23 protein-coding genes are annotated in these 25,890 nt (G+C 63.6%); 14 read left to right on the forward strand and 9 right to left on the reverse strand.

Translation table 11 applies throughout. The features are described from left to right. Positions 1-53 precede the first annotated feature (53 nt). Positions 54-1,055 (reverse strand): class 1 fructose-bisphosphatase, encoded by a 1,002-nt coding sequence (locus HWE01_RS00685; protein ID WP_008331252.1) that lies wholly within the window; start codon positions 1,053-1,055, stop codon positions 54-56. A 75-nt stretch (positions 1,056-1,130) separates the two neighbouring features. Beyond that, positions 1,131-3,827, reverse strand: coding sequence for an aminopeptidase N (pepN, locus tag HWE01_RS00690; RefSeq protein ID WP_241820839.1), 2,697 nt, complete (start codon positions 3,825-3,827; stop codon positions 1,131-1,133). A gap of 424 nt (positions 3,828-4,251) precedes the next feature. Between pepN and HWE01_RS00695 the strand changes: the two genes are divergently transcribed. After that, complete coding sequence (locus HWE01_RS00695) at positions 4,252-4,905, forward strand: DUF4136 domain-containing protein (RefSeq protein WP_008331254.1); 654 nt, start codon at positions 4,252-4,254, stop codon at positions 4,903-4,905. 6 nt (positions 4,906-4,911) lie between these two features. Here the strand turns inward: HWE01_RS00695 and HWE01_RS00700 are convergent, their stop codons facing one another. The 6 genes from HWE01_RS00700 to HWE01_RS00725 form a co-directional block, all read right to left on the reverse strand. After that, entirely contained in the window at positions 4,912-5,847 is a 936-nt protein-coding gene (locus tag HWE01_RS00700) for a DMT family transporter (RefSeq protein ID WP_241820840.1), read from the reverse strand. A gap of 107 nt (positions 5,848-5,954) precedes the next feature. Continuing rightward, the gene (locus HWE01_RS00705) at positions 5,955-7,043 is read right to left on the reverse strand and encodes an ABC transporter substrate-binding protein (RefSeq protein ID WP_241820841.1); all 1,089 of its coding nucleotides are present in this window, start codon (positions 7,041-7,043) and stop codon (positions 5,955-5,957) included. 260 nt (positions 7,044-7,303) lie between these two features. Next, positions 7,304-7,474, reverse strand: a complete 171-nt coding sequence (locus tag HWE01_RS00710) for a hypothetical protein (RefSeq protein WP_241820842.1) — start codon at positions 7,472-7,474, stop codon at positions 7,304-7,306. 48 nt (positions 7,475-7,522) lie between these two features. Next, the gene (locus tag HWE01_RS00715) at positions 7,523-8,497 is read right to left on the reverse strand and encodes a quinone oxidoreductase family protein (protein ID WP_008331264.1); all 975 of its coding nucleotides are present in this window, start codon (positions 8,495-8,497) and stop codon (positions 7,523-7,525) included. Positions 8,498-8,572: 75 nt separating this feature from the next. Then, on the reverse strand, positions 8,573-9,493 hold the full coding sequence (locus HWE01_RS00720; protein WP_008331269.1) for a DMT family transporter: 921 nt from the start codon (positions 9,491-9,493) through the stop codon (positions 8,573-8,575). Between the two features lie 69 nt (positions 9,494-9,562). Further along, positions 9,563-11,206: a helicase HerA-like C-terminal domain-containing protein gene (locus HWE01_RS00725; protein WP_241820843.1), complete on the reverse strand. Its 1,644-nt coding sequence runs from the start codon at positions 11,204-11,206 to the stop codon at positions 9,563-9,565. A gap of 228 nt (positions 11,207-11,434) precedes the next feature. Here HWE01_RS00725 and HWE01_RS00730 point away from each other — a divergent pair, with 228 nt between their 5' ends. From HWE01_RS00730 to HWE01_RS00790, 13 genes are all read left to right on the forward strand, one after another. Beyond that, a complete protein-coding gene (locus HWE01_RS00730) occupies positions 11,435-12,160 on the forward strand; it encodes a YebC/PmpR family DNA-binding transcriptional regulator (protein WP_008331277.1) in 726 nt (241 codons plus the stop codon). Between the two features lie 72 nt (positions 12,161-12,232). Beyond that, a complete protein-coding gene (gene purD, locus HWE01_RS00735; protein ID WP_008331278.1) occupies positions 12,233-13,501 on the forward strand; it encodes a phosphoribosylamine--glycine ligase in 1,269 nt (422 codons plus the stop codon). A gap of 178 nt (positions 13,502-13,679) precedes the next feature. After that, entirely contained in the window at positions 13,680-14,510 is an 831-nt protein-coding gene (locus tag HWE01_RS00740) for a mechanosensitive ion channel family protein (protein WP_008331279.1), read from the forward strand. A 133-nt stretch (positions 14,511-14,643) separates the two neighbouring features. Then, positions 14,644-15,564 carry an oxygen-dependent coproporphyrinogen oxidase gene (hemF, locus tag HWE01_RS00745; protein WP_175344012.1) on the forward strand — a complete coding sequence of 307 codons (921 nt, stop codon included), beginning with the start codon at positions 14,644-14,646 and terminating at the stop codon, positions 15,562-15,564. Beyond that, positions 15,564-16,232, forward strand: coding sequence for a nicotinate-nucleotide adenylyltransferase (locus HWE01_RS00750; RefSeq protein ID WP_008331281.1), 669 nt, complete (start codon positions 15,564-15,566; stop codon positions 16,230-16,232). Before hemF ends, HWE01_RS00750 begins: the two co-directional genes overlap by 1 nt. Then, the gene (gene rsfS, locus HWE01_RS00755) at positions 16,232-16,981 is read left to right on the forward strand and encodes a ribosome silencing factor (protein ID WP_241820844.1); all 750 of its coding nucleotides are present in this window, start codon (positions 16,232-16,234) and stop codon (positions 16,979-16,981) included. The genes HWE01_RS00750 and rsfS overlap by 1 nt, the downstream gene beginning before the upstream one ends. Further along, positions 16,981-17,451: a 23S rRNA (pseudouridine(1915)-N(3))-methyltransferase RlmH gene (gene rlmH, locus HWE01_RS00760; protein ID WP_006464668.1), complete on the forward strand. Its 471-nt coding sequence runs from the start codon at positions 16,981-16,983 to the stop codon at positions 17,449-17,451. Before rsfS ends, rlmH begins: the two co-directional genes overlap by 1 nt. A gap of 57 nt (positions 17,452-17,508) precedes the next feature. After that, entirely contained in the window at positions 17,509-18,123 is a 615-nt protein-coding gene (locus HWE01_RS00765) for a Maf family protein (RefSeq protein WP_241820845.1), read from the forward strand. Further along, positions 18,120-19,583, forward strand: coding sequence for a ribonuclease G (gene rng, locus HWE01_RS00770; protein ID WP_008331299.1), 1,464 nt, complete (start codon positions 18,120-18,122; stop codon positions 19,581-19,583). The genes HWE01_RS00765 and rng overlap by 4 nt, the downstream gene beginning before the upstream one ends. Before the next feature lie 162 nt (positions 19,584-19,745). Further along, positions 19,746-21,488 carry a lipid A export permease/ATP-binding protein MsbA gene (msbA, locus tag HWE01_RS00775; protein WP_241820846.1) on the forward strand — a complete coding sequence of 581 codons (1,743 nt, stop codon included), beginning with the start codon at positions 19,746-19,748 and terminating at the stop codon, positions 21,486-21,488. A gap of 2 nt (positions 21,489-21,490) precedes the next feature. After that, positions 21,491-22,594 carry a glycosyltransferase family 9 protein gene (locus HWE01_RS00780; protein ID WP_241820847.1) on the forward strand — a complete coding sequence of 368 codons (1,104 nt, stop codon included), beginning with the start codon at positions 21,491-21,493 and terminating at the stop codon, positions 22,592-22,594. After that, a complete protein-coding gene (locus HWE01_RS00785) occupies positions 22,594-23,580 on the forward strand; it encodes a glycosyltransferase family 8 protein (RefSeq protein ID WP_241820848.1) in 987 nt (328 codons plus the stop codon). Before HWE01_RS00780 ends, HWE01_RS00785 begins: the two co-directional genes overlap by 1 nt. A 32-nt stretch (positions 23,581-23,612) precedes the next feature. After that, positions 23,613-24,632, forward strand: a complete 1,020-nt coding sequence (locus tag HWE01_RS00790; protein WP_241820849.1) for a glycosyltransferase family 8 protein — start codon at positions 23,613-23,615, stop codon at positions 24,630-24,632. Here HWE01_RS00790 and HWE01_RS00795 read toward each other — a convergent pair whose 3' ends face one another. Continuing rightward, positions 24,633-25,841 carry an O-antigen ligase family protein gene (locus HWE01_RS00795; RefSeq protein ID WP_241820850.1) on the reverse strand — a complete coding sequence of 403 codons (1,209 nt, stop codon included), beginning with the start codon at positions 25,839-25,841 and terminating at the stop codon, positions 24,633-24,635. Positions 25,842-25,890 lie beyond the last annotated feature (49 nt).

The raw sequence follows: 25,890 nt of genomic DNA on the forward strand, positions 1-25,890 counted from the left end.
GTTTGCGCATGATTTGCGCATGGTCTGCAACGCGCGCACCACGCGCCGCAGAATTACTCCTTGTGATACGAGGTCACGCGCTCGACTTCATTCTTCGACCCCAGGAACACGGCCACACGCTGGTGCAGCTTTTCCGGCTGGATGTCCATGATGCGCTGCTGGCCGTCGGTGGCGGCGCCACCGGCCTGCTCGACGATGAAGGCCATCGGGTTGGCTTCGTACATCAGGCGCAGCTTGCCCGGCTTGCCAGGCTCACGCGCATCGGCCGGGTACATGAAGATGCCGCCGCGGTTCAGGATGCGATGCACGTCGGCCACCATGGAGGCGATCCAGCGCATGTTGAAATCCTTGCCGCGCACACCGGTGGAACCGGCCAGCATTTCATCCACGTAGCGGGTGACCGGCGGGAACCAGTGACGCTGGTTGGAGGCGTTGATGGCGAATTCCTTGGTGTCTTCGGGAATCTTGATGTCCTTCTGGGTCAGCACCCAGGCGCCCATTTCACGGTCCAGCGTGAAGCAGTGCACGCCGTCGCCGGTGGTCAGCACCAGCACGGTCTGCGGGCCATAGACGGCATAGCCGGCGGCGACCTGCTTGGTGCCGGGCTGCATGAAGTCCTGCTCGGTCGGCTCGGTCATGCCTTCCGGGGCCTTCAGCACCGAGAAGATGGTACCGATGGAGACGTTGACGTCGATGTTGGAGGAGCCGTCCAGCGGATCGAACATCAGCAGGTATTCGCCCTTGGGGTAGCGGTTGGGGATGCGGTGGATGGTCTCCATTTCTTCCGAGGCCATGGCCGCCAGGTGACCGCCCCATTCATTGGCTTCCAGCAGGATCTCGTTGGAGATCACGTCCAGCTTCTTCTGCACTTCACCCTGTACGTTTTCGCTGCCGGCGCTGCCCAGCACTTCGCCCAGCGCGCCCTTGCCAACCGCATGCGAGATCGACTTGCAGGCACGGCCGACGACTTCGATCAAGAGGCGCAGCTCGGACGGGATCTTGTTGTGCAGGCGCTGCTGCTCGATCAGGTGTTGCGTGAGGCTGATGCGTTTCATGGTGGTCTTCCTTGCAGTGGTTTTTATTTAATGAATCGGATGAATGAGTGAGGGGTCATTTATCTGTCTGACAGATCAATCGGCCAGGGCCTTGGTGATGACTTCGGCCACGTCGCGCGAGAGTTTGGGCGTGGCTGCAACCTGTTGCAGGGCCAGGCGCATCTTTTCCTGCAGCGCCGGAGTGTACTTGCGCCAGCGGTCCAGGCTGCGCGCCAGGCGAGCGGCCACTTGCGGATTGCTGGCGTTCAAGGCGATCACCTGTTCGGCCCAGAAGGCATAGCCATTGCCGTCCAGCGCATGGAAGGCCGAGGGGTTGCCGTTGCAGAAGCTGAAGATCAGGCTGCGGGCGCGATTGGGGTTCTTCAACGTGAAGGCCGGATGCTCGGTCAATGTCCGCACGGTGTTCACATCGGCATTGCGGGCCGTGGCCTGCAGGGTGAACCACTTGTCGATGACCAGGGCTTCCTGTTCGAACTCGGCATAGAAGCGCTGCAGCGCTTCGCTCTTGCCGGGGGCGGCGCTGTTCAAGACCGCCGACAGCGCGGCCAGGCGGTCGGTCATGTTGTTGGCGTCCTGGTCCTGCTGCTGGGCCAGGGCCATGGCTTCTTCATCATCGAGCTCGGCCAGGTAGGACAGGGCCACGTTCTTCAAGGCACGGTGGCCGGCCGATGCGGCGTCGGGGCTGTAGGCGCCCGGGGTCTGGTGGGCGCGATACACGGCCAGCAGGTCCTCACGCAGTTCGCGCGCCAGCGAGCGGCGCAGGAACTGGCGCGCCACGTGGATGGCGTGCGGGTCGATGACTTCCATCTGTTCGGCGATCATGGTCTCCGACGGCAGGGTCAGTACCAGTTCGCGGAAGGCCGGGTCCAGCGACTCGTCCTTGAGGGTGGCACGCAGGGCTTCAGCCAGGGCACCATCGTGCTCGATGTTGTTGAGCACGGTGTCGACCGCCACCACGTGGCCGGACTGGCGCGCGGCCTGCACGGCCACCGTCAGATTCAACAGGCGACGCGTGGCCAGGCGCTGGCCGGCTTCCCAACGATTGAAGGCATCGCTGTCATGCGCCATCAGGAAGGCCAGTTCGGCATCGCTGTAATCGTATTGCAGGACCACCGGGGCGGAGAATCCACGCAGCAGCGAGGGCACCGGTTTTGCATCGACGTTGATGAAGGTGAAGCTCTGTTTGGCCTTGGTCAGTTCCAGCACGCGGGTGGTGGCACCGGCCTTCTTCTCGCCTTGCAGGGTCAGCGCCAGGTCACGGCCTTGCGCATCCAGCAGGCCCACGGCCACCGGGATGTGGAAGGGCTGTTTCTTCTTCTGGCCGGGCGTGGCCGGGCAGCTTTGTTCCAGCGTCAGGGTCAGGGTCTTGCGCTTGGCATCGTAGTCGACCGCGGCTTGTACCAGGGGCGTGCCGGCCTGGCTGTACCAGCGCTCGAACTGCGACAGGTCGCGGCCATTGGCATCGGCCATGGCGGCGCGGAAATCGTCGCAGGTCACGGCCTGGCCATCGTGGCGCTTGAAGTACAGGTCCATGCCCTTGCGGAAGCCCTCTCGGCCCAGCAGGGTCTGATACATGCGCACGACCTCAGCGCCCTTTTCGTAGACGGTGACGGTGTAGAAATTGTTGATTTCGACGAAGGAGTCGGGACGCACCGGGTGTGCCATCGGACCGGCATCTTCCGGGAACTGCGCCTGGCGCAGCACGCGCACATCATCGATGCGCTTGACGGCGCGGCCGCTGTCGCTGCCGATCATGTCGGCCGAGAATTCCTGATCGCGGAAGACGGTCAGACCTTCCTTCAGGGACAGCTGGAACCAGTCGCGGCAGGTGACGCGGTTGCCGGTCCAGTTGTGGAAATACTCGTGGCCGACCACCGCTTCGATGTTGGCGAAGTCGACATCGGTGGCGATGCGCGGATTGGCCAGCACGTACTTGGTGTTGAAGATGTTCAAGCCCTTGTTTTCCATGGCGCCCATGTTGAAGTCACCGACGGCGACGATCATGAAGCGGTCCAGGTCGAGGTCCAGGCCGAAGCGTTCGACGTCCCAGGTGATGCTGTTCTTGAGCGAATCCATGGCGTGCTGGGTCTTGTCGAGGTTGCCCTCTTCCACCCACACCTGCAGCAGCGCATCACGGCCCGAATGCAGGCGCACGGTTTCTTCCTGGCAGACCAACTGGCCGGCCACCAGGGCGAACAGGTAAGAGGGCTTCTTGAACGGATCTTCCCACTTGGCGTAGTGGCGGCCATCGGGCAGGTCGCCCTGCTCGATCAGGTTGCCGTTGGACAGCAGCACCGGATAGCGGGCCTTGTCGGCGCGCAGCATGACGGTGAATTTGGCCATCACGTCCGGACGGTCCGGGAAGTAGGTGATCTTGCGGAAACCTTCGGCTTCGCACTGGGTGAAGAAATTGCCGTTGGACACATACAGGCCCATCAACGAAGTATTGCGGTCCGGATGCACCAGGGTCTCGATCTCCAGCGTCACCTTGGCCGGGGCGGCGGGGATGGTCAGCACACCGCCGGCGATGCGGAAATCGCCCTGGGCCTGCGAGAGCGTCTTGCCGTTCAGGCGCAGGGCCACCAGTTCCAGCTCTTCGCCGAAGAGCACCAGGTCGCGGCCGCGGGCGGCGGGGTTGCGGGTCAGAGTAATGCGGGTGGCTACACGGGTGTCGGCGGGATCAAGGTCGAAACCCATCTCGACGGTGTCGGCCAGGTAATTGGGAGCGGCGTAGTCTTTACGGTAGATCGTCTGGGGCGTATCGGTGCGCATGGAGGCCTGTCCGGGAAGGGAAATGGAGGTCAAAAATGATGGCTAAGGTGAAGGCTAAGACAGCGGAAAGCCAATTCAGGTGCAGCAAAAACCCGATTTTACCAATCATCCCGCACTGCGCGAATGGAATCGGCCTGAATTGCTGCGCCGTCCTTCCTCAGGGACCATCGGCGGGAAACATGGTTCATATCGCCCTCTGGCCAGTACAATGACCAAACCGGCACTTGCCCCGTATCGGGATGCGCCGGGCAGGCGCCATGCGGCTTTGCGGCGAGCACTCGCCGCCCGGGATCAAAATGGCCTCGCGCAGAGTCTGACCAGGCCCGGCTTTCTGCCTTTTGCTTCATATCGCCGCGCAAGCGCCCTGCCCATGGCATCCTGGCCTTGCACCCGATGCCGGACCTTTTTCTGATGGAGTTCGTTCATGAAACGCTGGCTTTACCCCCTTCTTGCAGCGGCCAGCTTGCTGCTCTCCGGTTGCGCCTCGGTCATCGAGAGCAACGTCACCGCTTTCCACGCCTGGTCGCCCGGCGACAACCAGAAGGACTATGCCTTCGCCCCGGCCAAGGACCAGGAAAACGACCTGCAATACCAGAACTATGCCGGCCTGATCCGCCAGGAGCTGCAGTTCCTGGGATTTACCGAGGCACGTGATCTGAAGTCGGCGCAATTGCAGGTCAGCTTCAGCTACGGCATGAATACCGGGCAGGTGGTGGTGAGCCAGCCGGCCTACGATCCCTTCTTCTATGGTCCGGGTCCGGGCTGGGGGCGCTTCGGACCACGTCCGTTCGGCTTCTACGGGCCTTATGGTCCCTTCTACGATCCCTTCTGGTATGGCGCACCGATGCAGACGACCAGCTATCCGGTCTTCCTGCGGCGGCTGCAGATCGGCATCAGCCAGGCCAGCGACGGCAAGAAGCTGTTCGATGTGGTGGTGGACAGCGAAGGCCAGCGCGCTGGATTGGCGGAGGCCATGCCGGCCATGGTACGCGCCGCCTTTGATGACTTCCCCGGCCCCAGCGGGGTGACGCGGCACATCCGCATCAAGGTCGACAAGAACGGCCAGCCGGAGGACTGATCGTCCTCAGCCATGCGGCGGCCGTCCCAGCCGCTTGCCCAGTCCCCAGATGCTCAACAGCAGCAGCGCGCCGCCCAGCCACTGGCTGGGGCTCAGGGTCTGCCCCAGCAGCAGGGCCGCCAGCAGCACGGCGGTGAGCGGCTCGATGAGCGTGGCCACGGTCAGGGCCGTAGGGGTCAGGCGCGCGGCGCCCCAGCTGAACACCAGCAGCGCCAGGGCCGCCGTGACCACGCCCAGGTAGAGATACCAGGCCTGCGGCGGCAGGCCGCTGGGCCAGTGCAGCGGCCGGGCCAGGCTGGCCAGGCCCATCACCAGGGCCGCCACCACGGTCAGGCAGGTGGCCGATGGTCCTGCCCCCAGGGCCGCGGAGAGCCGTCCGCTGACCAGCGTGAAGCCGGTATAGAGCAGCGCCGAGGCCACCGAACAGAGCAGGCCGATCATCAGATCCATCTGGCCCGACCCCGCCGTATCGGCGCTCTGGTGCCGCGCCACGATCAGCACGGTGCCGCCCAGGGCAGCGGTCAGTACGGTCGCCAGCGTCCAGTCCAGCCTGTCCTGTCCGCGCAGCAGCGCGATCAAGGTGGAGAACACCGGCGGCAGGCACAGAGCGATGAGGGTGGGAATAGCCGCGCCGATGCGCTCTATCCCGAGGAACCAGCACAGCACGTAACCCGCCATGGTGGTACCGGCCAGCAGCACGGGCAGCAGCAACGTGCGCAGGGTCGGCAGATGGATGCGGGTGCCGAACACCAGGCACAGGAAGACGGCACCCACCGCAAAGCGCCAGAAGGAGATGTCGCCGGGAGCAAAACCGTATTGCGCAATCAGGATGTTGACCACCAGGGCACCGGTGCCCCACAGGAAGCCGGCGCTGCAGGCGGCCATCAGCGCCACCCCCGAGTAATGGGGCGCAGCCAGGGAAGGAGAACGGGAGCCGGTCACGGTAAGTCCTTGCAATGAAGGTGGCGGAAGCGTCCGACCGGTCGCCGGGCGCAGCGCCACAGTGTAGCCCAACACCGACCCGGCCTGCTGGCCCGCCGCGCTGCCCCTCAATTGATGAAGCGCCCGCCCGTGCCGATGGCGGTCAGGTCGACGAAATCCGAACCGCTGTGATCGGTGCGGCTGAAATGCAGACTGAAACCGCCACCATCGTAGTTGGCCGGGGTGATGCTCTCCAGCGCCCGGATCAGGCCGGCACGCGTGAGATGGGGACCGGCACGGCGCAGGCCCTCCACCAGCACGCGGGCAGCGATGTAGCCCTCCAGACCGATGAAGTTGCAGCCCGCACGCGAGGCGCTGCTGTCCATGGCTTTCTGATACTCATAGACGATGGGCAGTCTGGCCTTGTTGGGGAACGGCACCACCTGGGTAATCTCGGTGCCGACACCGGCCTGCTGCAGGCGCGCGGCCAGCGACTGGCTGCCGACGAAGGAGTAATTGGAAAAACCTCCCAGATAGCCGGCTGCGCGCATGTGCGTGATGAGCGCGGCCGCCGGTCGATACGACACCGCCTGGATCACCACATCGGGGCGCATCTGCATGAATTTTTCTGCCGCGGCCGAAACCTCATCGCTGTTGCGCTCGATGGGCCGGCTGCCCACCAGGGTCAGGCCGTAGACGCTCACGCGCTGGCGCAGGTTCTCCAGCAGGCTCTTGCCCAGCTCGTCGTTCTGGTAGAACACCGCCACCCTCACCCGTCCATTGCCTTGCAACTGGCGCAGGAGGAAGTCGGTTTCCTGCGCGTAGCTGGCGCGTACGTGGAAGATCAGGCGATGGAAAGGCTCGCGCAGGGCGACCGCGCCCGTGTGCGGCGCAATCAGCGGAATACCGGCCTCGCGGATGGCCGGCAATGCCGCCAGGACCGTAGGCGTGCCGGAAAAGCCGAACAGCGCGAAGACCTTGTCGCGCCAGATCAGTTGCTGGGTATTGGCCAGGGTGCGTTCAGGATCGTAGCCGTCATCCAGACTCAACAGCCGCACGCGTCGGCCATGGACGCCGCCGCGGGCATTGACCTGGGCAAAATAGCTGCGCGCTCCTTCCTGAAAATCCCGGCCGACCTCGGCGGCCGGTCCGGTAAAGGGCGAGGACTGGCCCAGGACGATCTCTTGCGCTGTGACCCCGTTCTCGGCTGCCGCCATCCCGTGCAGGCCGCATGCCCACGCCAATGCCAAGGCCAGTCGGCCACACCGGACGACGACCGTACGCCAGCTCCTTCCCATCTCCCTCTCCCGCCAAAAATGTTCTCCCTGGAGGCGCTCGGGTGAAGAAACTCACCCAAACGTCAAAGGCTGCATTTGACGATCAAGACGGAGAAAAATGCGCGATCTGCGCATAGTCGTGAGCAAAAACCGATAACTTGCGAGATCCATGCCGAATAATTTCGATATTCGGCAAAAAACTAGGAAAAATAGGCTTCGCTGGCAAAGGTGATGAAGACGATCATGAGCACCGCGCAGATCAGCACGAGCAACAGCCGCCCGAACTTGGGCGAGCCGTCGTTGCCTGTGGCCTGCTCGGGGGGATGCCCCATGGGGTTGTCGAGGCCGGGCTCGCGCGGTGGCTGGTCCATGAGGCTTTCTCTTGTGGCTGGCGTCAGTCGGGATGAATCAGGCGGCCATCAGGGGATCAGGATGGTCGAACCGGTGGTCTTGCGCGCTTCCAGGTCGGCATGCGCCTGGCCTGCATCCTTCAAGGCATAGCGCTGGTTGATCTCGATGCTGATCTTGCCGCTCTCGACCATGTCGAACAGGTCACCGGCGGTGGCGTCGAGTTCGGCGCGGGTGGAGATGTAGTTGCCCAGCGAAGGCCGGGTCAGGAACAAGGAGCCGCGGGAAGCCAGTTCGGACACGCCGAACGGCGCCACCGGACCGGAGGCATTGCCGAAGCTGACCATCATGCCGCGCGGGCGCAGGCAATCCAGCGAGCCGGTGAAGGTGTCCTTGCCGATGGAGTCGTAGACCACCGGGACGCCCTTGCCGCCGGTAATTTCCTTGACGCGGTCGACGAAGTTTTCGGTCTTGTAGTTGATCACGTGGGCAGCGCCATGTTCTTTGGCCAGCGCAGCCTTCTCGTCGCTGCTGACCGTGCCGATCAGGTTCACACCCAGCGCGCGTGCCCACTGGCAGGCGATCAAGCCGATACCGCCGGCCGCGGCGTGGAACAGGATGGTCTCGCCGGGCTGCACGACATAGGTCTGGCGCAGCAGGTATTGCACGGTCATGCCCTGCAGCATCATGGCGGCGGCGGTATCGAAACTGATGGCATCGGGCAGCTTGACCAGGATGTCAGCGGGCATCACCCGCGCTTCGCAGTAGGCCCCATTGGGGCGGCCTGCGTAGGCCACGCGGTCGCCGACCTGGAAACCGGCCACGCCCGGCCCCACCGCTTCGATGGTGCCGGCGCCTTCCTGCCCCAGTCCGGCGGGCAGCGGCTGGGGATAGAGACCGGAGCGGAAGTAGCAATCGATGAAGTTCAGGCCGACGGCAGCGTGGCGGATGCGGACTTCACCGGGGCCTGGCTCGCCCACTTCCACGTCCACGTATTCCATCACTTCGGGGCCGCCGGTCTTGCTCATGCGGATTGCTTTTGCCATCTGGGTCTCCTGGTTGGTGGTTGGTGCTCGGTTTCGCGCCTGAAAATTCACTTTTGTGAGGCAGTATAAAACGCCTCAGCGCTTCTTGCGCGACAGCAGCCACATGCCGGCCAGCACCAGGGCGGTGCCGGCCAGCTGGATGCCGGTGATGGGCTCATCCAGCAAGACCGCGCCCATGAACAGCGTCGACACCGGCCCCACCAGCCCGGCCTGGGCGGCAGTGGGCGCACCGATGCGAGAGACCGCCACCATGGTCAGGAACACCGGCAGCACGGTGCAGAACACGGCGTTGAACAAGGACAGCTGGTACACCGCCGCCACCTGCGTGACCAGATCAGAGGGAGCGCGCAACACGAAGAACTGGATCACGCAGGCCACGCTGGAGACGCACATGGCATAGGCCACCAGCCGCACCGCGCCGACCCGCCTGACCAGCTCGCCGGAAGCAATCAGATAGATCGAATAGCTCAAGGCCGAGCCCAGCACCAGGGCACTGCCGAGGAGGACGTTGCTGCCGCCGGTGTGCAGATCATGCTGCAGCACCAGCACGGTGCCGAAGTAGGACACGAGCAGCGCGCCCCATTCGATCGCACCGACCTTGCGCTTGAAGAAGAAAAAAGCGATCAGCATCACGAAGGAAGGGGTGAGGAACAGAATCAGCCGTTCCAGCCCGGCGGAGATGTATTGCAGCCCGAGGAAATCGAGGAAGCTCGACAGGTAATAGCCCATCAAGCCCAGCACCACGATGCGCAGGACGTCGGCGCGCGCCAGCGGCGGCTGGGTGCGGGCCTTCCACAGTGCCACGGCGGCAAACATGGGGAAGGAAAACACCATGCGCAAGGTGATCACCATGACCGCATCGACCTGATAGCGGTACATCAGCTTGGCCACGATGGCCTTGGCGGAAAAGAAAATGGCGCCGACGATGGCCAGCAGCAAGCCGCCCAGGAAGGCCTGGCGCGGGGTGGAATGGACGGGGGAGTGAGCGGCAGTCATGGCCGCGATTGTAAACCCTGGGCTGCCCGCGCGCCGTACGGATGTCCGGACAGCGCGGGCGGTGGCGGATCAGCGTTTCTTCATCAGGGTGCCGAGCACGCCGCGAATGAGTTCACGGCCAACCTGCGAACCGATGCTGCGCGCGGCCGACTTGACCATGGCCTGCAAGGGCGAATCGCTGCGGCGGCTGCCACTGCCGCTACCGAAGATACCGCCGGCGGCATCCTTGAGCAGATCCCCCAGGCCGCCGCTCTGGCCTTGTGACGGTGCGGGCGATGGTTGTGGCCGGGGTGGCGGCATGCGCGTACCGCCGCCGGGACGCGAGGTGCTGGCCGGGGCCGGTGCAGTGCGGCCAGCCGAAGCGCCCCAGGCGTTGTCATCCACCGGTGCCGGGGCTTCTTGCGGGACCGGGGCCGGGGCGGACTGCGGTTGCTGCACGGCACGGCCTTTCAGGCGTTCATAGGCCGATTCGCGGTCAATGGCCTGTTCGTAGACACCGGCCACCAGCGAGGACGCGATCAGGGCACGCCGCTCCGGGTCGCTGAGCGGACCGATCTGCGAGGCCGGTGTCAGCACGTAGCCGCGTTCGACCATGTTGGGCCGGCCCTTCTCGTCCAGGAAGGACACCAGGGCCTCGCCCACCCCCAGTTCGGCGATGGCCTGGGCGGTGTTGACCATGGGATTGGGACGGAAGGTCTCGGCGGCGGCCTGCACCGCCTTCTGGTCGCGCGGTGTGTAGGCGCGCAGGGCGTGCTGTACGCGGTTGCCCAACTGGCCCAGTACGGTGTCGGGGATGTCCAGCGGATTCTGGGTCACGAAATAGATGCCCACGCCCTTGGAGCGGATCAGGCGCACCACCTGCTCGATCTTCTGCAGGAGCGGCTTGGGCGCTTCATCGAAGAGCAGGTGCGCCTCGTCGAAGAAGAAGGCCATCTTGGGCTGGTCCAGGTCACCCACCTCGGGCAGGTGCTCGAAGAGCTCCGAGAGCATCCACAGCAGGAAGGTGGAATACAGGCGCGGCGCGTTCATGAGCTTGTCGGCGGCGAGGATGTTGATGACGCCGCGACCTTGCGCATCGGTCTGCATCCAGTCCTCGATGTTCAACATCGGTTCGCCGAAGAAGCGGTCGCCACCCTGTTCATCGATGGCGATCAGGCCGCGCTGGATGGCGCCCACGCTGGCGGCCGAAATGTTGCCGTATTCGGTCTTGAACTGCGCCGCGTTCTCGCCCACATGCTGCAGCATGGCGCGCAGGTCCTTGGTATCGAGCAGCAAGAGGCCGTGATCATCGGCAATCTTGAAGACCAGTTGCAGCACGCCCTGCTGGGTGTCGTTCAGGTTGAGCATGCGGGCCAGCATCAGCGGTCCCATGTCGGAGACGGTGGCCCGCACCGGATGACCCTGCTCGCCATAGACGTCCCAGAAGGCTACCGGCGCGGCGGCCCAGGCGGGCTCGGGCAGGCCCAGCTGGGCCAGGCGCGCGCTGGTCTTGGGCGAGTTGCTGCCGGCCTTGCCCAGGCCGGAGAGGTCACCCTTGACGTCCGCCATGAAGACTGGCACGCCGATGTCGGACAAGGCCTGGGCCAGCACCTGCAGGGTGACGGTCTTGCCGGTGCCGGTGGCGCCGGTGATGCAGCCGTGGCGGTTGGCCAGTTGCGGCAGCAGGCACAGCTGCACCCCTGAATGGGTGGCGATCGGAAGCGGATTAATCATGTCGGCTCGGCCTCGAAGGCAAAAATGATGGGGTGGCGATATGGTAAAATGCCCGCCCGATTATAGTCAGAACATGGCGCCAGGAAATGTATTATCGGTCCTGCCTGCGCCGGTCCCCTTCTGCAGCGATGCGTCACCTGCGCCCCACGGTCTAGCCGAGGCGCCCCGGAGCGCGGTCTGGGCAGGCGGGGCGGTTCTGGCCTCACTCTCTCGCAGGAAAGATTGAACATGGCTGGACACAGCAAATGGGCCAATATTCAGCATCGTAAAGGCCGTCAGGACGAAAAGCGCGGTCGCGTCTGGACCCGTCTGATCAAGGAAATCACCGTCGCCGCCCGCATGGGCGGAGGCGATCCGGACACCAACCCGCGCCTGCGCCTGGCCGTGGACCGCGCCTCCGACGCCAACATGCCCAAGGACAACGTGACCCGCGCCATCCAGCGCGGCACCGGCGCCCTGGATGGCGTGAACTATGAAGAAGTGCGCTATGAAGGTTATGGCATCAACGGCGCGGCCATCATCGTCGACTGCATGACCGACAACCGCGTCCGTACCGTGGCCGAAGTGCGTCACGCCTTCTCCAAGTTCGGCGGCAACATGGGGACCGAAGGTTCGGTGGCCTTTCTCTTCAAGCACTGCGGCCAGCTGATGTATGCGCCCGGCACCGATGAGAATGCGGTCATGGAAGCGGCGCTGGAAGCCGGTGCCGAAGACGTCATCACCGACGACGAAGGCGGCATCGAAGTGCTGACCGCCCCCAACGACTTCGCGGCCGTCAAGTCCGCCATGGAGGCGGCCGGCTTCAAGGCCGAAGTCGCCGAGATCACCATGAAGCCCTCCACCGAAACCGTGTTCGCCGGCGAGGATGGCGTCAGGATGCAGAAACTGCTGGATGCGCTGGAGAACCTGGACGATACCCAGGAGCTCTATACCAATGCCGTGATCGAAGAATAATTCACCTGAATTGAACCGATTCGGACAACACGCCCCTTTCCGCCCCATTCGCCACTTATATCTTCCTATCCCATGAAAATCCTAGTTGTTGGCTCCGGTGGCCGTGAACATGCGCTGGCCTGGGCCATTGCCAAGTCGCCGCGCATCCAGACGGTCTATGTTGCTCCCGGCAATGGCGGCACTGCGCTCGACGAGCGCCTGCAGAACATCGCCATCACCGATCCCGTGGCCCTGGCCGACTTCGTCGAGCAGGAGCACGTGGCACTGACCGTGGTCGGTCCGGAAGGCCCGCTGGCTGCCGGTATCGTCAACGTCTTCCGTGCCCGCGGCCTGAAGATCTTCGGCCCCACCAAGGAAGCGGCCCAGCTGGAAAGCTCCAAGGACTTCGCCAAGTCCTTCATGCAGCGCCATGCGATCCCTACCGCCGAATACCAGACCTTCTCGGACGTTGCCGCCGCGCATGACTACATCGCCCAAAAGGGCGCGCCCATCGTCATCAAGGCCGACGGCCTGGCCGCCGGCAAGGGCGTGGTGGTTGCCATGACGCTGGAAGAAGCGCATACGGCCGTGGACATGATGCTCTCCGACAACAAGCTGGGCGACGCCGGTGCGCGCGTGGTGATCGAGCAATTCCTGGCCGGTGAAGAAGCTTCCTTCATCGTCATGGTCGACGGCAAGAACATCCTGCCGCTGGCCACCAGCCAGGACCACAAGCGCCTGCAGGATCATGACCAGGGTCCCAACACCGGCGGCATGGGTGCCTATTCGCCCGCGCCCATCGTCACCCCGGCGCTGCATGCGCGCGTGATGCGCGAAATCATCGTACCCACCGTGCAGGGCATGGCCAAGGATGGCATCCCCTTCTCAGGCTTCCTGTATGCGGGCCTGATGATCGATGCCGACGGCAACCCCAAGACGCTGGAATTCAATTGCCGCATGGGCGATCCGGAAACCCAGCCCATCATGGCGCGCCTGAAGACCGATCTGCTGACCGTGTTTGAACACGCCGTCACCGGCACGCTGGACAAGGTCGAACTGGAATGGGACCGCCGCACCGCACTGGGCGTGGTCATGGCCGCGCACGGCTATCCGGAAGAACCGCGCCGTGGTGATCTGATCACCGATATCCCGGCCGAAACGCCCGATTGCGTGACCTTCCACGCCGGCACGGTCCTCAACGGTGACAAGCTGACCACCAACGGCGGCCGCGTGCTGTGCGTAGTGGGTCTGGGCGACAGCGTCAAGGTCGCGCAGAAGCACGCCTATGACGCTGCCGACCTGATCCACTTCGCCGGTTCGCAGATGCGCCGCGACATCGGCTGGCGCGCCTTGAAGCGCTAAGCCGGGCCGCATGCCGTCCCCATCCCCCGCAACGCCCTGCGTGTTGCGGGGGATTTCATTTGGCAGGCGTGCGCAGCGCTGCAACAAAAATGGCGCCCCCACCGCCCAAGCCTGACGGGCGTTTGCGGGCAGCATGCCACCGCCACAACCCGCATTCCGAGAAAAAAAGGACATATCGATGCCAGACCACCTGCTCAATGTTGAAACTTTGATCAACCTCTACCTGGTTCCCTTCGGGCTCAAGGTGATCGCCGCCATCGTCATCTGGATCGTCGGCGGCCTGTTCATCAACACCTTGTCCAAGGTCGTGCGCCGCGTGCTGACGGCGCGCCAGTTCGAGACCACCCTGATCAACTACGCCAGCTCGGCCATGCACGTGATCCTGCGCATCCTGCTGGTAATGGGCATCCTGGAAGTGTGCGGTATCCCCACCACTTCCTTTGCCGCCATGATCGGTGCGGTCGGCGTGGCGCTGGGCGTGGCCTGGTCGGGCCTGCTGTCGAACTTCGCGGCCGGCATCTTCCTGGTGGTGCTGCGCCCCTTCAAGGTGGGCGACTACATCACCGCGGCCGGCCAGACCGGTAGCGTCTCCGACATTGGCCTGGTGACCACCATCATCACCACCGACAACAACCTGCGCGTGATCATCGGCAACAACAAGCTGTTCTCGGAAAACATCATCAATTACAACGTCAACGCCACTCGTCGTACCGACCTGCGTTGCCAGATTGCCTATGGGGTCGATCCTCAGGAGGCCATCGCCAAACTCTCCGAGCGCATCAAGGCCATCCCCAACGTGCTGCAGACGCCGGCCCCTGGCATCGTGATCCTGGAATTCAATGCCACCGGGACCCTGATTGCCCTGCGCGTGCACGCGCCCACCCCCAACTTCGGCCAGGTCTACAACGACGTGCAGAACGCCATCGCCGAGGTCTGCCTGAAGGAAGGCTGGCCGGCACCAGCGACCTATCAGGTCAACATCGCGCCGACACAGCCGCCGCAAAACTGAGGCCAATGCCCCACAAGGCCGCCCCGGCAAGGCGCACGGAGCGGCTTTTGGCGCCCCAGCCAGGGGCGCTCAAGGTACAATGGCGGGTTGGAACGCATTTCCGTCCAGTAACCGTGCATCAGAGCGACCCGCCGTGACCCACCATTCCAACGCTTCCACCAACACTGCCGCCGTCAAGGCTTATCTGCAGGACCTGCAACAGCGCATCGTCGCGGCCCTGGAAGCCGCCGATGGCAAGACCTTCCTGTCGGATTCGTGGGAACGCCCCGAAGGTGGCGGCGGCACCTCGCGCCTGCTGGAAGAAGGAAACCTGCTCGAACGTGGCGGCGTGGGCTTCTCGCACGTGATGGGCAAGAACCTGCCGCCTTCGGCGGCGGCCAACCGCCCGCAACTGGCGGGCCGGGCCTGGGAAGCGATGGGCGTGTCGCTGGTGCTGCATCCGCGCAATCCCTACGTGCCGACGGTGCACATGAATGTACGTTTCTTCACCACCCACGCGGAAGGCGAAGAAGCAGTCTGGTGGTTCGGCGGCGGCATGGACCTCACGCCCTACTACGGCGTGAAGGAAGATGCAGTCCACTTCCACCGCACCTGCCGCGCTGCGCTGCAGCCCTACGGCGAGGACCTGTATCCGCGCTTCAAGAAGTGGTGCGATGACTATTTCTACCTGAAGCACCGCAAGGAGCCGCGCGGCGTTGGTGGCATCTTCTTCGATGATTTCAACGCCCTGCCCTTCGAGCAAGCCTTTGCCCTGCAGCGCAGCGTCGGTGATGCCTTCCTGGACGCCTACTTGCCCATCGTAGCGGCGCGCCGCGATACGCCCTATGGTGAACGTGAGCGCGACTTCCAGGCCTATCGCCGGGGACGCTATGTGGAATTCAACCTGGTCTTCGACCGGGGCACGCTGTTCGGGCTGCAATCCGGTGGCCGGACCGAATCCATCCTGATGTCGATGCCGCCGCTGGTAAAGTGGCGCTATGACTGGCATCCCGAGCCGGGCAGTGCGGAAGCGGCGCTGTATGCCGACTTCCTGGTGCACAAGGAATGGCTGTAATGGCGCCGCCTGCGGCGCAGCGCTGCATCGCCGTGCTCGGCGGCAGCTTCGATCCGGTGCACAATGGCCATGTCCTGCTGGCCGAGCATTTCGTGCAGTTGCTGCAGCCCGACGAGCTGCGCGTCATCCCCACCGGCAATCCGTGGCAGAAGCACGGCTTGCAGGCCGCCGCGGCCGATCGTGTGGAAATGGTGCGGCGGGCCTTCGATCGCCAGCAGGTACCGGTCGTCATCGATGAGCAGGAAATCCGTCGCGCCAGCGCGACCTATACCATAGATACCCTGCGCGCCCTGCGGGCCGAACTGGGACCGGAGGTGTCCATCGTGTTCCTGATGGGCGCGGATCAGCTCCAGCATCTGGACACCTGGCAGCACTGGCAGGAACTGTTTGACCTGGCGCACCTGTGCGCCGCCTCGCGGCCTGGCTTCGCGCTGGCCGACACGCACGTGCCGCCGGCCGTGAGAGAAGAATTCAAGCGACGCAACGCTGCGCCGCAAGAGATCCGCAGCACCCCGCACGGATACGGCTACCTGGCCCTCGGGCTGGCGGTCGATATCTCGTCGACTGAAATCCGTGCCCAGCTGCAACGCGGCACCCGACCCGATTCGCTGATTCCGGGCAGGGTGCTAGACTATATCGAACAACAACATCTGTACCGAACTCAATAATGGACATCAAAAAACTGCAAACCCTGGTCGTGGACGCCCTGGAAGACGTCAAGGCCCAAGAAATCCGCATCTTCGACACCTCGCACCTGACCAGCCTGTTCGACCGCGTGGCCATTGCCTCCGGTACCTCGAACCGTCAGACCAAGGCGCTGGCCGCCTCGGTGCGCGACAAGGTCAAGGCCAAGGGCGGCAACGTCGTCAGCGTTGAAGGCGAGGACACCGGTGAATGGGTGCTGGTCGACCTGGGTGACATGATCGTGCACATCATGCAGCCGGCCATCCGCACCTACTACCGTCTGGAAGAAATCTGGGGCGACAAGGAAGTCAAGCTGGGCGCGGCCAAGCGCACCGGCACCTCGGCTGCCGCCAAGCGCGCCGCCGTCGACGAAGCCCCGGCCCCCAAGACCCGCCGTACCCGCGCCCAGGCTGAAGCCGTCGAAGCCAGCCAGGCCCTGGACGACGACGAGGACGCACCGAAGAAGCCGGCGCGCAAGCCCCGTACCACCTCGGCCACCACCGGCACCCGCGCCGCTGCCGGCACGACCCGCACCACCGGCACCAAGACCACGGCGGCCAAGACCACCACGACCCGTGGCACCGCGGCCGGCAGCAAGACCACCACGAGCAAGGCCGCCAGCCCTCGCAAGGCGGCAGCGCCCAAGACCCCGACCGGCAAGACCGTGCGTGTGGCACCGGCCAAGAGCGAGACCGCCAAGAAGCCGGCCGCCAAGCGTTCCAGCAAGGCTTGATGCAGCTGGTCATCGCGGCCGTCGGCCACAAGATGCCGGCGTGGATAGAAACCGGCTTCCAGGAGTATGCCAAGCGCATGCCACCGGAATGCCGGATCATCCTCAAGGAAATCAAACCCGTCGAACGCTCCGGCAGCCGCACCGCAGAAACCGTGATGGCCCAGGAGCGCGAGAAGATCGAAGCGGCGCTGCCCAAGGGCGCGCGCGTGATTGCGCTGGACGAGCGCGGGCGCGACTGGACCTCGGTGCAGTTGTCGCAGCAGCTGGTGCAGTGGCAGCAGGACGGGCGCGACGTGGCCTTCGTCATCGGCGGGGCTGACGGGCTCGATCCCGGCTTCAAGGCCGGCGCCGACACGCTCATCCGCATCTCCAGCATGACCTTGCCGCATGGCATGGTGCGGGTGATGCTGGCCGAGCAGTTGTACCGCGCCTGGTCGATCACCCAGAACCATCCGTATCACCGCGCCTGACGGCGTCCACCGCCGGCTTCCGGCCTTCCGGTACCGGCTCTTGACATCCCTGGCTCAATGAAACAAGCGGACCACAAAATCTACCTCGCCTCAAAAAGCCCGCGCCGTCGCGAACTGCTGCGCCAGATCGGCATCGATTTCGAACTGCTGCTCTCGGACAAGGAAGTCGACGAGAGTGTCCTGCCCGGCGAAGCCCCGCTGGACTATGTCGCCCGCGTTACCCGCGCCAAGCTCGACAGCGCCCAGCAGACCATGATCCTGCGCCAGTTGCCGCACCGCCCGCTGCTCTCGGCCGATACCACCGTGGTGGTCGATGACATGATCCTGGGCAAGCCGGCCGATCACGATGAAGCCGTGCGCATGATCACCCTGCTCTCCGGCCGCACGCATCAGGTCTTGACCAGCGTGGCCGTGGGCGTGACGCACGGGCTGGACACCGAGGTCTGGCAGATCGTGCAGCAATCCGACGTCAGCTTCGCGCCGCTCACCGAGCAGGCCATCGCTGCTTACTGCAATACGGTGGAACCCTACGACAAGGCTGGCGCCTATGGCATCCAGGGCCTGGCTTCAGTGTTCATCAGTCATATCGTGGGCAGTCATTCCGGTATCATGGGACTGCCGCTCTTCGAGACGGCTCAACTATTACAACAAGCGGGCGTGCGCATCCTATGAGCGAAGACATCCTCATCAACATCACGCCGCAGGAGACGCGCGTGGCGCTGATCCTGCAAGGCGCCGTGCAGGAACTGCACATCGAACGTACCCTCTCGCGCGGCCTGGCCGGCAACATCTACCTGGGCAAGGTGGTGCGGGTGCTGCCGGGCATGCAGTCGGCCTTCATCGATATCGGCCTGGAGCGTGCGGCGTTCCTGCATGTGGCCGACATCTGGGAGGCCCGTCCGCACGATGGTCAGAATGCGCCGGCCATTCCCATCGAGAAACTGCTGCATGATGGCCAGACCATCACGGTGCAGGTCATCAAGGACCCCATCGGCACCAAGGGGGCTCGGCTGTCGACGCAGATCTCCATTGCCGGGCGCATGCTGGTCTATCTGCCGCAGGACAAGCACATCGGCATCTCCCAGCGCATCGAGAACGAAGCCGAGCGCGAACTCCTGCGCAGCAAGGTGCAGGCGCTGTTGCCGCCGGAAGAAAAAGGCGGCTTCATCATCCGCACCATGGCCGAGGATGCGTCCGACTCCGACCTGCAGATGGATGTGGAATACCTGCGCACCACCTGGGCCACCATCATCAAGCAGGCCAAGACCAAACCGGCTCCCACCCTGCTGCATCAGGACCTGTCGCTGGCGCAGCGGGTGCTGCGCGACTTCGTTTCCGACCAGACCGCCACCATCCAGGTCGATTCGCGCGAGAACTTCCACATGCTGCAGGAGTTCGGCGCCATCTACACGCCCTCGGTGCTGCCCAAGCTGATGCACTATCGCGGCGAGCGGCCGCTGTTCGACCTGTACGGCGTGGAAGAGGAAATCGAGCGAGCCCTGGGTCGCCGGGTGGACCTGAAGTCGGGCGGCTACCTGATCGTTGACCAGACCGAAGCGATGACCACCATCGACGTGAACACTGGCAGCTTCGTCAACGGTCGCAACTTCGATGACACCATCTTCAAGACCAATCTCGAAGCGGCGCATGCCATTGCCCGCCAGCTGCGGCTGCGCAACCTGGGGGGCATCATCATCCTGGACTTCATCGACATGGAGAGCGCCGAGCACCGCCAGGCCGTGCTGGCCGAACTGGGCAAGGCGCTGCAGCGCGACCGCACCAAGATCTCGGTATCGGGCTTTTCCACCCTGGGGCTGGTGGAAATGACTCGCAAGCGCACCCGCGAATCGCTGGCCCATATCCTCTGCGAGACCTGCCCGGCCTGCAAGGGGCGCGGCCAGGTCAAGACGCCGCGCACGGTGTGCTACGAGATCCTGCGCGAGGTCATGCGTGAGGCCAAGCAGTTCAATCCGCGCGAATTCCGCATCCTGGCCTCGCAGGTGGTGGTGGACATGTTCCTGGAAGAGGAATCGCAGCACCTGGCCATGCTGGGGGACTTCATCGGCAAGCCGGTGTCGTTGCAGGTGCAGAGTGATTATCAGCAGGAGCAGTACGACATCATCCTGATGTAAAGCCCGGGTGGCACGGCAATACCCCCGCGCACTGCCGTGACACCGACTCTCCGGCCCCCACCGGCCCCTGCAAATCGATGACAAGAGTGCCTGCCAGCCCAACGAACACGGCATAATCTCTCTTTTTCGTCTCTGCACGACCTGCAAGCAAGGATTCCCCCGATGCTGTCCAACAACATGAAACGCCTGGCTGCCCTGCACTGGCCCTACAAGAAGCGGCTGGCGATCGCCTTCATTGCCATGATCGTCACGGCGGCCACCGAGCCGGTGGTGCCCTATATCTTCCAGGTGCTGCTGGACAAGGGCTTCGTGGGCAAGCCGGCCTTTTCGCTGTGGCTGGTGCCGGCGGCGGTGATCGGCATCTTCTTCATCCGCGGTATCGCCACCTTTACCAGCTCTTACATGATGACCTGGGTCTCCACCCGCATCCTCAATGAACTGCGGCGCCAGATGTTCGCCCGCATGCTGGACCTGCCGGTGCAGTTCTATGCCACCAATACGGTGGGCAAGGTCATCAATTCCATGATGTTCGAGGTGCAGCAGATCATCGACATGGTGACCAAGGTGTTTACCTCCATCCTGCGCTCGGCCCTGACGGTACTGGGTCTGCTGGCCTGGCTGCTGTACCTGAACTGGGTACTGACCATCGTCACCCTGGTACTGCTGCCGCTGGTGACCATCGTGGTACGTACCACCGGCAAGCGCCTGAAAAAACTCAATCGCGACTCGCTGGCGGTCAATGCCGAGATGACCCAGGTGATCGAGGAAACCACGCGCGCCCAGCAAGTCATCAAGATCTTCGGCGGCCAGGACTACGAGAAGGAACGCTTCAACCGCCGCGCCGAGAACCTGCGCAGCTATACCATGCGCATGACGGCCGCGTTTTCCTCGACGGTGCCGATCACCCAGCTCATGACCGCCACCGCAGTGGCCGTGGTCATCGTCATGGCCCTGATCCAGTCCGGCAATGGCCAGATCACCGTGGGCGGGTTCGTGTCCTTCATCACGGCCATGTTGATGCTGCTCACCCCCTTGAAGCAGCTGGCCGAGATCAATGGCCCCCTGCAACGCGGCATGGCCGCTGCCGAAGAGGTCTACAAGCTCATCGACAAGACCACCGAACGCACCACCGGCCAAGCCCTCAGCGGACGTGCCACCGGCCGGCTGGACTTCGTCGAGGTCGGTTTCGCCTATCCCGGCCACGAACAACTGGCGCTCAAGAACATCAACCTGCACGTCGAGGCCGGTGAAACCATCGCCTTCGTGGGCATGTCCGGGGGCGGCAAGTCCACCCTGGTGAGCCTGGTACCTGGCTTTTACTCGGCTACCTCCGGCGAGATCCTGCTCGACGGCCGTCCCATCGAGACCATCTCCCTGCTCAGCCTGCGCCAGCAGATCGCCATGGTGAACCAGAACACGGTGCTCTTCGACGACACCCTCGCGGCCAACATCGCCTATGGTGATCCCCAGCCAGACCCGGCGCGCGTAGAGGCAGCCGTGGAAGCCGCGCACCTGACCGACGTGGTGGCGGGCCTGGCTGACGGGCTGCAGACCCGCATCGGCGACAATGGCTCGCGCCTGTCCGGCGGGCAGCGCCAGCGCGTAGCCATTGCCCGTGCCATCTACAAGGATGCGCCCATCCTGATCCTGGACGAGGCCACCTCGGCCCTGGATACCGAATCCGAACGCGCGGTACAGGCCGCACTGGACCGGCTCATGCAGGGCCGCACCACCTTCGTCATCGCCCACCGTCTGTCCACCATCGAACGCGCCGACCGCATCGTGGTGCTCTCGCATGGACAGATCGCCGAGATTGGCAACCATCAGGAGCTGCTGCAAAAGGAAGGCGTATATGCCAACCTGTACCGCCTGCAGTTCTCCCAGCAACAGGAAGCCTCCGCCTGACCATGCACCAACACGACACCCTGATCCCGGCAGAACTGCTGCAGAAGTCGGACAAGATCCTTTTCATCGCCCACCTGGCCCTGGGAGATTTCACTTACCTGCAGAACTTCTTCAAGGGCTTTGCCGCGCAGAACCCGCATATGAAGATCCATCTGTGGGTGGACGAAGTAAGGCGCACGGCCGATGCAAGCCAGTGGCCGCACCTGAAGAAATACGCCCTGTACGACTGGACCGCCGCCTGCCCCTTCTTCGCCAAGGTCTATACCCGCACCTACAGCCCTGAGCTCTATCGCGAATCCATCGCCGAGGCGCGCCGCGAGGACTATCCCATCGTGGTCTCGCTGGCCACCCTGCGTCCGCACCTGTATGCAGCACTGGCGCGCGAGATCAGCCCCGAAGGCTGGGTGGTGGGCATGAAGAAATCAGTCAAGCTGTTCCAGCCGCATCATCTGCTGGCTTATCGCAAGCTCGATGCCGCCATGCCCCCCTATCGCAGTACCACGCCGGAGCATCACATCAGCGATGTCTATGCGCACTGGTTCCAGCAGCTCAGTAGCTTGGACGTCAGCGGCGCGGCACGCTTCCCCTTTGTCGATATCCCGGCGCAGTGGCACCAGTACGCGCAAGACCAGCTGGAGGCGTGGCAGTTCGCGCTGCGCAAGGGCAAGCTGGTCTTCATCAATCCCTATGCCAAGACCAGGAAACGCTGCTGGCCGCTGGAACATGTAGCCGCATTGATCCAGGCCATGCAGGCGCGCGCCGGCTGGGAAGATGCCTGCTTCATCGTCAACGCCGTACCGCAGGAACTGGCCCATGCGCGCGAGGTGATCGGCCGTTACGGCCTGCAGCGCACCCAGCTCTTCAGTGCCGAAGAAAACTTCTTCCAGCTGCCGGCCATGCTCGCCTGTTGCGATCTGATCATCTCGGTGGAGACGGCGGTGATGCACCTGGCCAATGCGGTACGGGTACCGGTCATCGCCCTGATGCGCCAGAAGAATCCGGAGTGGGTGCCGGTCGACCGCGACCATAGCACCGTCATCACCGCGCCCGGCCGCCGCGACTGGGTCAAGGCGGTGACTGTCGAACAAGTCATGAAAGCCATCTGATGAACGTCCCCACCCAACAAGAGATCATGGCGGTACCGGAGAATGGCAAGCCGTCCTTCCATATCGCCTTTTGCGTCGACAACAATTATTTCCGCGCCATGGGCGGCACCATCGCCTCGATCGTGGCCAATAATCCGGACCAGCATTTCACCTTCCACGTGCTGGCCTTCGAGGTGTCGGAAGACCATCAGCGGCGCCTGAAGCAACTGGAATCGATGTATCGGGTCAAGACCGAGTTGCACCTGCTGAACCTGGAAGACTTCACCCAGTTCTCGCATTTCCTCGGCCATTCCCACTATTCACTGTCGATCTTCACGCGCCTGGTCATTCCCACGGTACTGGCCAAGGTGACCGACCGGGTGCTCTACCTGGATGCCGACATCCTCTGCTTCAATCGCCTCGATGAACTGGTGGACATGGATATCTCGCAGGAGATCGCCGTGGTGGTACCGGATGCACCGGTCACGCTGCAGCGCCGGGTGACGGCGCTGGGGCTGGCGCACAACGAGTATTTCAACGGCGGCGTGATCTTCATCAATATTCCCAGATGGCTGGCCGAGGAGATTACGCCCAAGACGCTCGATGCCCTGCTCAACAGCAAGACCGACATGCGCTTCAACGATCAGGATGCGCTCAACATCGTCCTCAATGGCCATGCCCGTCATGTTTCACCGAAGTGGAACTACCTGTACGACCTGATCCACGACCTGAACGTGAACAAGTTCGCCCTCAAGCCGGTGGGCAAGGCCATCTTCGTGCACTTCGCCGGAGCCGTGAAGCCGTGGGCGGCATGGAGCCGGCACGAGGCCTGCACCCTGTTCCGCCGCTATCTGGATATCTCACCCTGGGCCGACATGGCGTTGGACCAGGCGCCGCGCAATACCAAGGAGCTGCGCATGCACTCGCGCTTCATGTACCGCCAGGGACGCCCGCTGGAAAGCCTGAAGTGGTATCTGCGCTACCTGGGCAAGCGCGCTGCCAAGTGAGACGCAGGCCTGTGCACGCAACCCGGTGAACCATGAACTCTTCCGAAACCATGCTCCAGAATCAAGCGCATCACACCTCCTCCCGCAACGATGAGGTGTGGCACGTCGCCTTCTGCGTCGACAATCATTACTTCCGCGCGATGGGGGCCATGCTGGCCTCGCTGGTGGCCAACAATCCGTCGCGTCGCTTCGTCTTCCACGTCTTCGCCTTTGCCATCTCGGAAGACAATGCGCGCCGGATGCGCAACATCGAAGCCAACCCCGACATCAAGGTCGTGCCGCATCTGGTGGCGCCGGAGACCTTCGCGGAGTTCGCCGAGATGATCGCCAAGTCTTACTATTCGCTCTCCACCTTCACCCGCCTGATCGTACCCGCCACGCTCAAGGACCAGACCGACCGCGTGCTCTACCTGGATGCCGACATGCTCTGCGTGGGCGACCTGGAAGAACTGATGACGATGGATCTGGAGGACAGTACGGCGCTGGTGGTCGATGACGTAGGCTGGGAAACGGCCAACGGACGGGACGGCCGCTATTCGGTGCTGGGCCTGAAGCATCCGCGTTACTTCAATGCCGGCATGCTCTACATCAACATCCCCGCCTGGGAGAAGAACAAGGTCAGCGAGCTGGCCATCCTTGCCCTGGTGTCCAATCCGGAGAAACTGAGCTTCAACGACCAGGATGCCCTCAACATCGTGCTGGATGGACAGGCACGCTACATCCCGGTGAAGTGGAATTACATCTACAGCATGATCGCCGATCTCAAGCAAGGCCGCCAGGCCATGAGCCCGGTAGGTGATGCGCGCATCATCCACTTCGCCGGGCTGGTCAAGCCCTGGATAGACTGGAGCGGCCATGCGGCGCGCGAGCTGTATGTGCGCTATCACGCGCTGTCGGCATGGAGCGACCTGCCACTGGACCCGGCACCGCTGAACCACAAGGAAATGCGGGTCTATGCGCGCTTCCTGATCAAGCGCGGGCACTATGCCAGAGGTTTGTACTGGAACGCCCGCTTCCTGCTCACGGCCGTGCGCAGGAAGCTGCGGCGCTGATCAGTTCGCCTCTTCCTGGCCGCGCAGCAGCCCCCAGAGGATGACCATGGTAAAGCCCAGGCTCATCACCCCGGAGTTGTGCGCCATGAACACCTGGGAAAAACCGAAACCGATGAAGTTGACGATCAGCAGAATGCCCCCCACGGCATAGGGCCTGGCCTGTTCGGAGGCTGATTTCAGATGAGCGATGAACAGGCGCAGCGGCACGAAGTACAGTGCCAGCAACACCAGCAGGCCGGGGATGCCGCGCTTGACCAGGGCATCGAGCCATTCGTTGTAGACGTGATTGTTGCCTGACATGAGCGGATTGACCTTGCCCGCTTCGATCTGCTTGCTTTCCCAGGCCACGAAACCAGCCTTGCCCATACCCAGCCACGGCGACTCCGCCGCCGCCATGGCGCCGGTACGCCACATTTCCATGCGCGTACCAATGGAGGTGTCGGCATCTTTCTTGTGCATGTAGGTCATGGCCTCGGAGAAGGCCAGCGTCACGCGCGCCCGGTAATCCGAACTCGGCAACACCGTGAAGACCAGGACGATGGCTGCGATCAGCGCGGCAAGCCCGCCCCACACATAACGCGGCTGGATCGAGCGGCTGTAGTACACACACAGGATCAGCAGGCAGGCCGGCAAGCCCACCCAGCTGCCACGGCTGCCGGTAAACAAGGAACCCAACAGGCCCATGACACCGCCCACGATCAGCAAGGGCAGCCAGATCCGTACCGCGCGCTGCTGCAGCGCCCAGGTGAGCCCGGTCAGGCAGAGGATACCGATGATGAAACTGATGTCGCCATATTGGATGGCATTGGTGTAGCCGGTCGCGCGCAGGTTATGCGAAAAGTACTGCCAGCCGGCGAAAAGTCCCGAGCCGATACCACCAAGGATCAGACCGGACCAGAAGCTCGCCGGTGACGGCGGATAGGCCCGCAGCAGCAGCAACGCCATGGCTGCCAGCAGGAAGCGCAGCGGCAGGTCATATTCCTTGAGGCTTTCGTGGTGGAACAGGTGCATGGCCACGGTGACCACGAAGTAGATCACCAGTACCGCGATGAGCAGGCGATCTTCCCGGCTCAGGGTGGAACGGATGCGCTTGTTGACCAACGTGAAGCTGCCCAGGGACAGCAGGATGGCGCCAACAGAAAAGCCGCTGGGGACAATCAGTGCGATGGCGGAATAGAGAAAGACTGCGAACGAGGTAAAGCTGCCCATCTAAGTGAATCCTGTTTATAGTTTGAATTGACGGAGGCCAAGGCCCCCC

Origin of the sequence: Herbaspirillum sp. C7C8 (assembly GCF_022627875.1) — a bacterium.
Lineage (GTDB): Bacteria > Pseudomonadota > Gammaproteobacteria > Burkholderiales > Burkholderiaceae_D > Herbaspirillum.

Excerpts from the sequence above, each read along its gene's own strand:
- HWE01_RS00685 (WP_008331252.1), bottom strand. The coding sequence starts at position 1,055 with ATGAAACGCATCAGCCTCACGCAACACCTGATCGAGCAGCAGCGCCTG.
- pepN (WP_241820839.1), bottom strand. The coding sequence starts at position 3,827 with ATGCGCACCGATACGCCCCAGACGATCTACCGTAAAGACTACGCCGCT.
- HWE01_RS00695 (WP_008331254.1), top strand. The coding sequence starts at position 4,252 with ATGAAACGCTGGCTTTACCCCCTTCTTGCAGCGGCCAGCTTGCTGCTC.
- HWE01_RS00705 (WP_241820841.1), bottom strand. The coding sequence starts at position 7,043 with ATGGCGGCAGCCGAGAACGGGGTCACAGCGCAAGAGATCGTCCTGGGC.
- HWE01_RS00710 (WP_241820842.1), bottom strand. The coding sequence starts at position 7,474 with ATGGACCAGCCACCGCGCGAGCCCGGCCTCGACAACCCCATGGGGCAT.
- HWE01_RS00715 (WP_008331264.1), bottom strand. The coding sequence starts at position 8,497 with ATGGCAAAAGCAATCCGCATGAGCAAGACCGGCGGCCCCGAAGTGATG.
- HWE01_RS00720 (WP_008331269.1), bottom strand. The coding sequence starts at position 9,493 with ATGACTGCCGCTCACTCCCCCGTCCATTCCACCCCGCGCCAGGCCTTC.
- HWE01_RS00725 (WP_241820843.1), bottom strand. The coding sequence starts at position 11,206 with ATGATTAATCCGCTTCCGATCGCCACCCATTCAGGGGTGCAGCTGTGC.
- HWE01_RS00730 (WP_008331277.1), top strand. The coding sequence starts at position 11,435 with ATGGCTGGACACAGCAAATGGGCCAATATTCAGCATCGTAAAGGCCGT.
- purD (WP_008331278.1), top strand. The coding sequence starts at position 12,233 with ATGAAAATCCTAGTTGTTGGCTCCGGTGGCCGTGAACATGCGCTGGCC.
- HWE01_RS00740 (WP_008331279.1), top strand. The coding sequence starts at position 13,680 with ATGCCAGACCACCTGCTCAATGTTGAAACTTTGATCAACCTCTACCTG.
- HWE01_RS00750 (WP_008331281.1), top strand. The coding sequence starts at position 15,564 with ATGGCGCCGCCTGCGGCGCAGCGCTGCATCGCCGTGCTCGGCGGCAGC.
- rsfS (WP_241820844.1), top strand. The coding sequence starts at position 16,232 with ATGGACATCAAAAAACTGCAAACCCTGGTCGTGGACGCCCTGGAAGAC.
- rlmH (WP_006464668.1), top strand. The coding sequence starts at position 16,981 with ATGCAGCTGGTCATCGCGGCCGTCGGCCACAAGATGCCGGCGTGGATA.
- HWE01_RS00765 (WP_241820845.1), top strand. The coding sequence starts at position 17,509 with ATGAAACAAGCGGACCACAAAATCTACCTCGCCTCAAAAAGCCCGCGC.
- rng (WP_008331299.1), top strand. The coding sequence starts at position 18,120 with ATGAGCGAAGACATCCTCATCAACATCACGCCGCAGGAGACGCGCGTG.
- msbA (WP_241820846.1), top strand. The coding sequence starts at position 19,746 with ATGCTGTCCAACAACATGAAACGCCTGGCTGCCCTGCACTGGCCCTAC.
- HWE01_RS00780 (WP_241820847.1), top strand. The coding sequence starts at position 21,491 with ATGCACCAACACGACACCCTGATCCCGGCAGAACTGCTGCAGAAGTCG.
- HWE01_RS00785 (WP_241820848.1), top strand. The coding sequence starts at position 22,594 with ATGAACGTCCCCACCCAACAAGAGATCATGGCGGTACCGGAGAATGGC.
- HWE01_RS00790 (WP_241820849.1), top strand. The coding sequence starts at position 23,613 with ATGAACTCTTCCGAAACCATGCTCCAGAATCAAGCGCATCACACCTCC.
- HWE01_RS00795 (WP_241820850.1), bottom strand. The coding sequence starts at position 25,841 with ATGGGCAGCTTTACCTCGTTCGCAGTCTTTCTCTATTCCGCCATCGCA.